Here is a 9267-nt window from a genome sequence, read left to right as displayed (position 1 = left end):
TTCACCTCCGTACGATAAGTCAACATCGACTCCCTTCGTACGTCGTGTTTCCTTTATCTCCTGCGGGAACTGTTCGGTTAAAACCGCCACTTTGCGCGGCAACACCGAACCACCTGGCATGGCCAGGCGCAGTCCGTACGTCGCTAAACGGGCGCTTGCGCTTTTGTTCTTATAAATTAAACAGATCTGGTAAGAACAAGGATAGTTGCGGGATGAATGTGACAAGTAATAGTACGACAATAACAACCGCAAAATAGGGGATTAATGTTCCAATAACCTGTTCAATTCTTACGTTTGCTATGGAAGCACCAACGAATAACGCACTTCCAACAGGTGGTGTCATATTACCAATACATAGTGCGAAACAGAGAACCATTCCAAAATGAACCGGATCCATTCCAAATGTTTGCGCAACAGGCAGGAAGATAGGTGTAAAGATAAGGACAGCAGGTGTAATGTCCATAAAAGTCCCGACAATAAGTAAAATGACAATCATGATCAGCAAGATTCCAATTTGATTTTCCGTAATGGATAATAAGGCATTACTAATTGCTTCTGGTAATCCTAAATAGGACATAACCAATGAAAATAGTGCTGATGACGTAATTAAGAAAAGAATCATACCAGTAATCTCAATGGTCTCTTTTAGTATATCGGGTATGTCTTTCCATTTTAATCCTTTGTACACAATGGCTAAAATTGTTGAATACAAGACCGCAACGGCAGCACCTTCTGTAGCGGTGAATATTCCTCCAACAATCCCACCAATAACAATAACAATTAACAATAAACTTGGGATGGCACTCCAAATGATATATAAAATATCTCTGAAAGCAGGCAACGGAGATACAGGATAATCTTCCTTTTTAGCCATGAAATAAGCGACTACCATGACTGCCATTCCCCATAGAATTCCAGGAATATAACCTGCCATGAATAAGGCGGCAATAGAAGTCCCACCACTGACAAGGGAATATACGATTAATACAGAACTTGGTGGAATGATTAACCCTGTAGGTGCTGATGCTATATTAACAGCAGCAGAATATGTTTTCTTATATCCTTGTCTTTCCTGCATTGGTCCCATAATCCGGCCCATTGCAGCAGCAGATGCAACACTGGAACCGGCAATCGCTCCAAACAGCATGTTCCCAACCACATTGGTATGTGCTAGTGCTCCAGGTAATTTACCAACTAGAACCTTCGCAAAATTGACAAGGCGAAATGCAATTCCTCCATTATTCATAATGATACCAGCCAGCACAAATAGGGGAATTGCCAACATAGTAAAATTATCGATTCCTGTAATCATTCGCTGAGCAGAAGTCATGATTGCCACATCAAAAGGCAATACAGTTAAGAATGTAATGACAGAACTCAGTATAATAGCAATCGCAATTGGCGCTCCAATTAAAAGTAAGAGGAAGAAGCTAATAAATAATATCGTTCCCGCAACTGCAGTCATTACACACCCACCTCCTCGTTATCACTTGTTTTATTTGTTAACATGCCATGGATGGTATAGAAGATAATAAAGATTCCGCTTACTGGTAAAGACAGATACACCAGGGCCATGGATATCCCAGTAGCGGCTGCGGTTTGAGCTGATGTAAGTGATACTACTTCAATCCCGCCATATATCATGAGCGCGGCCGCAACGAATATAATAAGTAAGTCTGTTATCCGCTCAATGACTATTTGTACCTTTGGATTAAATTTTTCTCTAAAAAATAAGATGGCGATATGCTTTTTGGCACCGAATACATAAGCAGCAGTCATTAATCCAAACCATATCAGCATATATCTCGTTAATTCCTCTGTTCCTGGTGAAGAAATGTTTAATACATATCTGGCCATAACTTGCCAAATGGATAGTATAACCATTGCAATAATTAAGATAGAAGAGAGGCTTAGTAGAATTTTATCAACGATTTTTTTTGCTTTATTCACTTTGAATCGCCTCCTGAATTAAGTGGTAAATATCTCTTGTTTCCTCATTTCTGGCATATTGTTCATGAAGCGGCTGTACAGCATTGATAAATGGTGTTTTATCGACTTCAATAAAGTTTACACCCATTTCATTTTTCGCTATTTCTGTCTGTCTTTTGATGGATTCAGCCCAGACTTCTTCATGATAAAGCGTTGATTCTTTGGCTGCTTCCTCAATAATGGCCTGTTGCTCATCAGAAAATTGATTAAATCTCTTTGCATTCATAATAACCATATCGGGAACAATTTGATGTCCAGTATACATATAGTATTTGGCTACTTCTCCATGGTTATTTCCTACAAGTGCGGTTTCATTATTTTCAGCTGCATCAATGACACCAGATTGTAAGGCGGTATAAACCTCTCCATAAGCCATCGCAGTAGGTATTCCACCTAAATATTCAATCATTTGTACACTGGTTTGACTCGGCTGTACCCTAACCTTCAGACCTCTCATATCCGATACATCATGTACCTCTCTATCTTTTGTGTATAAATTTCTTTCACCAGCATTATAATAAGTTAAACCGATAAAACCAATGTCCTCCGTTTGGTAATACAATTCATTGGTTACCTTTTCATTATTCATTACTTTTTGAAATGTCTCGTAATCTTCAAAGACATATGGAAGACTAAATACAGAATAGTCCGAAGCAAATCCCTCCAGTGCGCTGGCGCTTACTTTTGCTACATCCACTGCACCGGTTTGGGTTAATTCTATTACCTCACGCTCACTTCCTAATTGCCCATTTGGATAGATTTTTACTGTTATCGCTCCATCTGACTTTTCTTCTACCAATCTGCCGAATTCTACTAATGATAAGTGAACAGGATGATCAAGTGTTTGATTATGAGCGAGTTTTAATTGTTCTGTATTAGACTGACCAGCAGCATTTTGACACCCGGCCAGAATAATTACCATGGTTATGGACAATAAAGCAATAAATGATTTTTTCAACATGTTTCCTCCTTTTCTTTCCTTAATAAAGTCCCGAGTTTAGTTTGGCTTCCAGATTTTTTCGATACTTGAAAAGAGATAGAAAATTACTCTCATTAACAAGCGCTTCCAATAAGGTATATTAGTTTGAGTGGTAAACAAACTAATTGTATAATATCCGGATTACTATTGAAATGCAATAATAATAGAGTAAAAGAACGAACAAATGATACTTTTGTATCACTGACTCGTTTTTAAATATGACTCTATTCGCAAGTTTTAGGCATTTAACCTTCGCAATGGATATACATTCGACGTAACTTTAAATGATGTACGTGCTGGATCTACCGCTACGGAAAATACACTCCGATATTGTTGAGGTAAACCATCCGTTAGTTAATAACTCTTTAAGCTGGTTGATTGTAGCGAAGGGCAGTCGACAATTCCTTTTGTAAAACAAAAAAACAGTGGGGATGGAACCCCCCCACTAATTGAAGATTCACTTTATTAAATTGTCATAAGCCGTAAAATCAATAGTATCTATTCCGAAAAAGTTCTTTATGGCAAATGCTGCACCACCAAGTACGCATGAGTATTCACCTAGTTTGGATGCCCTAATTTCTCTGTAATTATTCATTTTGGATTTTAATCGACCGGTAATATCTGTGATAAACGGAGAATTACCATTAATAATTGCTCCATTAAGAATAATCTTTTCAGGGTTAAAGATATTGATGATGTTATTTAATCCTACAGCTAAATACTCCAGGTAATCATGAATTACCTTACCATTTGTCTCCGTTTTTATTGCTTCCTCTATGGATAGAGTGGGATGCCTCTTCTGCAATGCTTCCAATAGTGCTCTTTCAGAAGCGTATAATTCCCAGCAACCTTTATTACCGCAGGCGCATTGTAATCCATGTGATTCGACAATCATGTGGCCAATTTCACCGGCAAACCCTTGATAACCACGATAGATTTTATTTTCGCTAACAATTCCAAGCCCTATACCAGAATACAATGTAATGCAGAATAAATCAGATATATGTTCATCAAAGACTTGTTCCGCAAAAACGCTTAAGTTCGCATTGTTATCAATGTACACACTTGTTTCAAATGCTTCTTCCAATTGACTTTTCATATTAATGTTGGACCATTCCTGTTTTGGTGTGAAGATGATTTCTTCCTGGTTATTGACAATGCCATGGATTCCAATACTCATTCCAACTAAACCTAATGGTTGATACATCTCATTATACTTGTCAATTAATGGTGTAAGTGTTTGGATAAGTTGATTGGTTACGTTAACCAGGTTGTCAAATTGAATTTCTATATGAAATTTGTCAAACGTAACTCCTTTCAAGTTCATGAATAGAACAGAAAAATGGGTAGCATCTATATCGACACCAATGCTGTAACCGGCTTTCCCGTTTATCTCCAATATAATTGGTCTTCTGCCGCGATTAATAGAAGCACTCGCACTTTCATATTCTTCTATGACTATTTGTTCTTGAAGAAAATCATTAACCTGTGCAGATACTGTTGCTTTATTTAAACCAGTAATTCTTGCCAAATCACTTCTGGATAAGGATATATTCTTAATAATCTCCTCAATTAGGATTTTTCGATTTAACTGTTTAATGTAGCTAGCGTCTCCTGTTTTCAAAAAAACTCCCCCTAATTATTTAAGCCGCGTCTCCTTTATCGATGACAAACATTTTTCTGTATGCGATACTAGAATAGAATCAAAAACTAACGTTGTACGTGGACATGTAAGATTGTCCAATAATTTTAAAATAAACTTATTATTTTTGCTTGAATTCTAAAACGTTTACATATATTATAGTATATGTAAAATAGTTTGTTTAGTAAACAAATAATTATTTTTTCGATTATTTTATCCTTAGTTATACTCAATTTAGTAAAAGTTAGACATACTATTGTTCAGAGTATTAAAAGCGTAAGTTTCCTGTTAGTGACTTTGGAAGAAGCTAATTAGCAGGGTAAAGGATGTTCAAATAAAAATGAAAGGTGGATTTAAGGTGAAAACATTTATTACAGATGACTTTTTACTTTATAATGAAACAGCAAGAGAGCTATTTCATAATACTGCGAAGAATTTACCAATCATAGATTATCATAACCATTTAAATCAATATGAAATCTTAGAGGATAAGAATTTCAATAATTTATCCGAAGTTTGGCTGGGCGGAGACCATTATAAATGGCGTGCCTTAAGAGCGAATGGAATTAGCGAGGACTATATTACAGGTGGAAAAAGCGACTATGAGAAATTCCTTGCATGGTCTAAAACAGTTCCGAATACAATAGGAAATCCGCTTTATCATTGGACCCATTTAGAATTGCTTCGTTATTTCGAGATAGACCAATTACTGGATGAGGAATCTGCTCCAGCAATTTGGGAAGAAGCCAATGCAAAACTTGCTACCCCAGAACTGTCTGTTAGATCCTTACTAAAAAATAAGAATGTGGAATTCGTAGGTACGACAGATGATCCTGTGGATGATTTAAAAGCGCATGAAGATTTGGCAAAAGAAGACATTGGGTTCACGGTTTCTCCATCATTCCGACCGGATAATGGCCTTGGAATTGAAAAGGAAGGTTTTCTTGCATGGGTAGAGAAACTGGAACAAGCAACAAATTCATCAATTGAAAATTATGATGCATTCCTGGATGCTTTAGCAAAACGAGTGGACTACTTTGCCGAACATGGATGTAAGAGTTCAGACCACGGAATAAATGTTATGTTCTATGAAGAAGCAACAAAAGATGAAGTGGCATCTATCTTTGCGAAGCGACTAAAAGGAGAAGCATTATCTGAAAAAGAAGTAGAGCAGTTTAAAACATACACATTAGTAACATTAGGTGAGCTGTATGCAGAAAAAGGATGGGTGATGCAGCTGCATATCAACCCATTACGCAATAACAGTACAAGAATGTTTAAGCTACTTGGTCCGGATAGTGGTTTTGATTCTATTGGAGACAGATTATTAGCAGATAAACTGTCTAACCTACTAGATGCGATGGACATTAACGATAAGCTACCAAAAACCGTATTGTACAGCTTGAATTCACGTGATAATAATGTACTTGCTGCAATGGCAGGAAACTTCCAAAGTGATGAAGTTCCAGGGAAAGTGCAATTTGGTACAGCATGGTGGTTTAATGATACAATCGATGGCATGGAAGACCAAATGAATACATTAGCCAATATCGGTCTAATTAGTAATTTCATTGGAATGCTGACAGACTCCAGAAGTTTCCTTTCGTTTCCTAGACATGAATACTTCCGTAGAATCTTATGTAACATACTAGGGACATGGGTAGAACAAGGTAAGGCACCAAAAGACATGAAATTACTGGAAACCTATGTAAGAAATATCTGTTATGAAAATGCAAAACGCTATTTTGCAATTTAATGTATTTTAGTATATAAATGAGTATAGAAAAATAGCAAAAATAGAAAGGGTATGACTATGTCAAAACAACAAATTGGTGTTATCGGATTAGCGGTAATGGGTAAAAACTTAGCTATGAATATTGAAAGCAGAGGAAATTCTGTAGCAGTGTACAACCGTACGTATGCAAAAACACAGGAATTTCTTGAAAATGAAGCTAAAGGCAAGAACTTTGTCGGTGCGGAAACGATTGAGGAATTTGTAAATTCTTTAGAAAAACCTCGTAAAATTATGATGATGGTTAAGGCTGGTCCTGCAACAGACGCTACCATTGACTCTTTATTACCATATCTTGATAAAGGCGATATTTTAATTGATGGTGGAAACACATTGTATGAAGATACGATGCGTCGTAATCAAAAATTGGATGAGTCTGGAATCCACTTTATTGGAACTGGGGTTTCTGGTGGAGAAGAAGGGGCGCTTAAAGGTCCTTCCCTAATGCCTGGTGGACAAAAAGAAGCGTATGAATTAGTTGCACCAATTTTCGAATCTATTTCATCAAAAGTAGATGGAGATCCATGTGTAACTTATATCGGTCCAAATGGTGCAGGACATTTTGTTAAGATGGTTCATAACGGTATTGAATACGGAGATATGCAGCTGATTGCAGAAGCATACAATATTATGAAGAATGTACTTGGAATGGAAGCAGATGAACTTCATGAAGTGTTTACGGAATGGAATAAAGGTGAATTAGACAGCTACCTTATTGAAATTACGGCAGATGTATTCACGAAAAAAGATGACGAAACAGGTAAACCACTTGTAGAAGTTATTATGGATAAAGCAGGACAAAAAGGTACCGGAAAATGGACAAGTAAGAATGCATTGGATTTAGGTGTTCCACTTCCATTAATTACCGAGTCTGTATTTGCACGTTTTATTTCTAGTCTGAAAGATGAACGTGTCAAAGCAAGCAAAGTATTAAGTGGACCGGAAGCAGGTAAATATGAAGGTGACCGCAAAGAATTAATTGAAGCGATCAGAAAAGCATTATACATGAGTAAAATTACTTCTTATGCACAAGGTTTCGCTCAAATGCGTGCAGCATCAGAAGAATATGGTTGGGACCTTAAATACGGTGATATCGCAATGATTTGGCGTGGTGGCTGTATCATCCGTGCGCAATTTTTGCAAAAGATTAAAGAAGCATTTGATCGTGAACCGAAATTAGCTAACTTGATGCTCGATTCATACTTCAAAGAGATTGTAGAAAATTATCAATCTGCATTGCGTGAAGTCATATCTGTTGCTATGAAACATGGTATTCCTGTACCAACGTTCTCAAGTGCGATTGCATACTATGACAGCTATCGTTCCGAAGATTTACCAGCAAACTTAATTCAAGCACAGCGTGACTACTTCGGTGCACATACATTTGAACGCAAAGATAAAGAAGGCGTATTTCACGCTGACTGGTTCTAAAAATAGAACAAAACAACTAAAATAAAGGCTGTTTATTCGCTAAATCTTAAACTTCGACATAACTTTAAAATGATAGTCTGGTGCGTTTAACCACTTCGGAAATCAACAAAGCACCTTATGTCAGGGTTTATATCAACTGCGAAATGGTCAGGGTTGAAAGCGTAAAAAAGCCTAAATATAAATAGAACTCCCTAAAATCTAGGGAGCTCTATTTATATAAATGGGTTCAACAGATTGATCCCCCTTTGAATGACGTTCATCCTCCATGGAGAGTACAATTTCAGGTACTTCCAGGAAACGCTGAATAGCATAGGAACAGGCACCAAGAATACATGCCTTATTACCAAGGTCGGATAGAACAATTTCCCGGTATTGGCTGACAGAGGATGTCAAATTATTTTTAATTTGATTCACCGCATTTGGGTATATTTTTAACACTTCACTATTTAGAACAATTGTTTCTGGATTGTATAAATTAATAATATTATTCAACCCAATAGACAGATATCGAATAAAATCATTTAGTAACTCCATGGTCGTTGGGTCTTGCTTTGTTATAAGTTGCTTCACATCGTTATGAACCACTTTCTTGTTAGACAATTTACTTAATTGCTCCAAAAAACTAGGTTCGGAGGAGTATTTTTCCCAGCAGCCATGATTACCACATTTACATGGTATACCATCCGGAGCAATAATCATATGTCCCATTTCACCAGCGTAGCCGTGGTATCCTCTATGGAGTTTTCCGTCTATAATAATGCCTGCACCAATACCAGAAGTTAAAATGACTGTTAGCAGGTTATCACTATAATTATATTTGTAAGTTTTTTCAGCTTTAGCAGATAGGTTGGCATTGTTTTCAATATAAATATCAATATCACTTACTTCTTTTTCTAAATCGGATTTTAGATCTTTATGATGCCATTGATACTTAGGGATAAATAAAATACTCTGATCTTTGTTAACTGTTCCATGGATACCTAAAACAACTCCAACTAAGCCGTAAATACTATTGGAATATGCTTTTATATATTTCTTTATTTGGGTAATTAATAATCTGACAATCTCGTCATAGTTCTCTGTATCCGGATGTAATGTTTCCATCTGAATCGATTTGCCTTGCAGATTGCATATATTAAATATAATTTCATGATAATCAAGATCGATTCCTAATACATATCCTGCATTCCCATTAATGGAGAGCATAATGGGTCGTCTGCCAATAGAATTATGTTCCAGCCGCGATTCACAAATGATTTCTTCCTGTAATAAATCGGCAACTTGAACGGAAATCGTAGCTTTGTTTAACCCGGTAATTTTTGATAGTTCAGCTCTTGAAATTTTTTGATGCTGAATAATGGTTTTTAATATCAAGCTTCTATTTATTTTTTTAATATAAGCACTGTCACCAGTAACCATGTTTTGACCCCCTGT

7 protein-coding genes are annotated in these 9267 nt (G+C 36.6%); 2 read left to right on the top strand and 5 right to left on the bottom strand.

Features of this window, described 5'->3' with window-relative positions; all coding sequences use genetic code 11:
- Positions 1-169: 169 nt before the first annotated feature.
- From GMJ66_RS18670 to GMJ66_RS18655, 4 genes are all read right to left on the bottom strand, one after another.
- Positions 170-1465: a TRAP transporter large permease gene (locus tag GMJ66_RS18670; RefSeq protein WP_156291831.1), complete on the bottom strand. Its 1296-nt coding sequence runs from the start codon at positions 1463-1465 to the stop codon at positions 170-172.
- Entirely contained in the window at positions 1465-1950 is a 486-nt protein-coding gene (locus tag GMJ66_RS18665) for a TRAP transporter small permease (protein ID WP_156291830.1), read from the bottom strand. Before GMJ66_RS18665 ends, GMJ66_RS18670 begins: the two co-directional genes overlap by 1 nt.
- Positions 1943-2950, bottom strand: coding sequence for a TRAP transporter substrate-binding protein (locus GMJ66_RS18660; protein ID WP_156291829.1), 1008 nt, complete (start codon positions 2948-2950; stop codon positions 1943-1945). The genes GMJ66_RS18665 and GMJ66_RS18660 overlap by 8 nt, the downstream gene beginning before the upstream one ends.
- A gap of 475 nt (positions 2951-3425) precedes the next feature.
- Entirely contained in the window at positions 3426-4592 is a 1167-nt protein-coding gene (locus tag GMJ66_RS18655) for an ROK family transcriptional regulator (RefSeq protein WP_156291828.1), read from the bottom strand.
- A 376-nt stretch (positions 4593-4968) separates the two neighbouring features.
- On the opposite strand from GMJ66_RS18655, the gene uxaC reads away from it, so the two are divergent.
- Positions 4969-6366 carry a glucuronate isomerase gene (gene uxaC, locus GMJ66_RS18650; protein WP_156291827.1) on the top strand — a complete coding sequence of 466 codons (1398 nt, stop codon included), beginning with the start codon at positions 4969-4971 and terminating at the stop codon, positions 6364-6366.
- A gap of 57 nt (positions 6367-6423) precedes the next feature.
- A complete protein-coding gene (gene gndA / locus GMJ66_RS18645; protein WP_156291826.1) occupies positions 6424-7833 on the top strand; it encodes an NADP-dependent phosphogluconate dehydrogenase in 1410 nt (469 codons plus the stop codon).
- A gap of 198 nt (positions 7834-8031) precedes the next feature.
- Here gndA and GMJ66_RS18640 read toward each other — a convergent pair whose 3' ends face one another.
- Positions 8032-9252 carry an ROK family transcriptional regulator gene (locus GMJ66_RS18640; RefSeq protein ID WP_156291825.1) on the bottom strand — a complete coding sequence of 407 codons (1221 nt, stop codon included), beginning with the start codon at positions 9250-9252 and terminating at the stop codon, positions 8032-8034.
- Between the last annotated feature and the right edge of the window lie 15 nt (positions 9253-9267).

Source organism: Oceanobacillus salinisoli (assembly GCF_009733865.1).
In the GTDB taxonomy this organism is placed as follows: Bacteria; Bacillota; Bacilli; order Bacillales; family Amphibacillaceae; genus Oceanobacillus; species Oceanobacillus salinisoli.
The sequence above is the reverse complement of the archived record's forward strand: the minus strand, read 5'-3'. Positions and strand labels throughout refer to the sequence as shown.

What these genes read in the sequence shown, in the direction of transcription:
- GMJ66_RS18660 (WP_156291829.1), bottom strand. Translation starts at nt 2,950, where the DNA reads ATGTTGAAAAAATCATTTATTGCTTTATTGTCCATAACCATGGTAATT.
- GMJ66_RS18640 (WP_156291825.1), bottom strand. Translation starts at nt 9,252, where the DNA reads ATGGTTACTGGTGACAGTGCTTATATTAAAAAAATAAATAGAAGCTTG.
- gndA (WP_156291826.1), top strand. Translation starts at nt 6,424, where the DNA reads ATGTCAAAACAACAAATTGGTGTTATCGGATTAGCGGTAATGGGTAAA.
- GMJ66_RS18670 (WP_156291831.1), bottom strand. Translation starts at nt 1,465, where the DNA reads ATGACTGCAGTTGCGGGAACGATATTATTTATTAGCTTCTTCCTCTTA.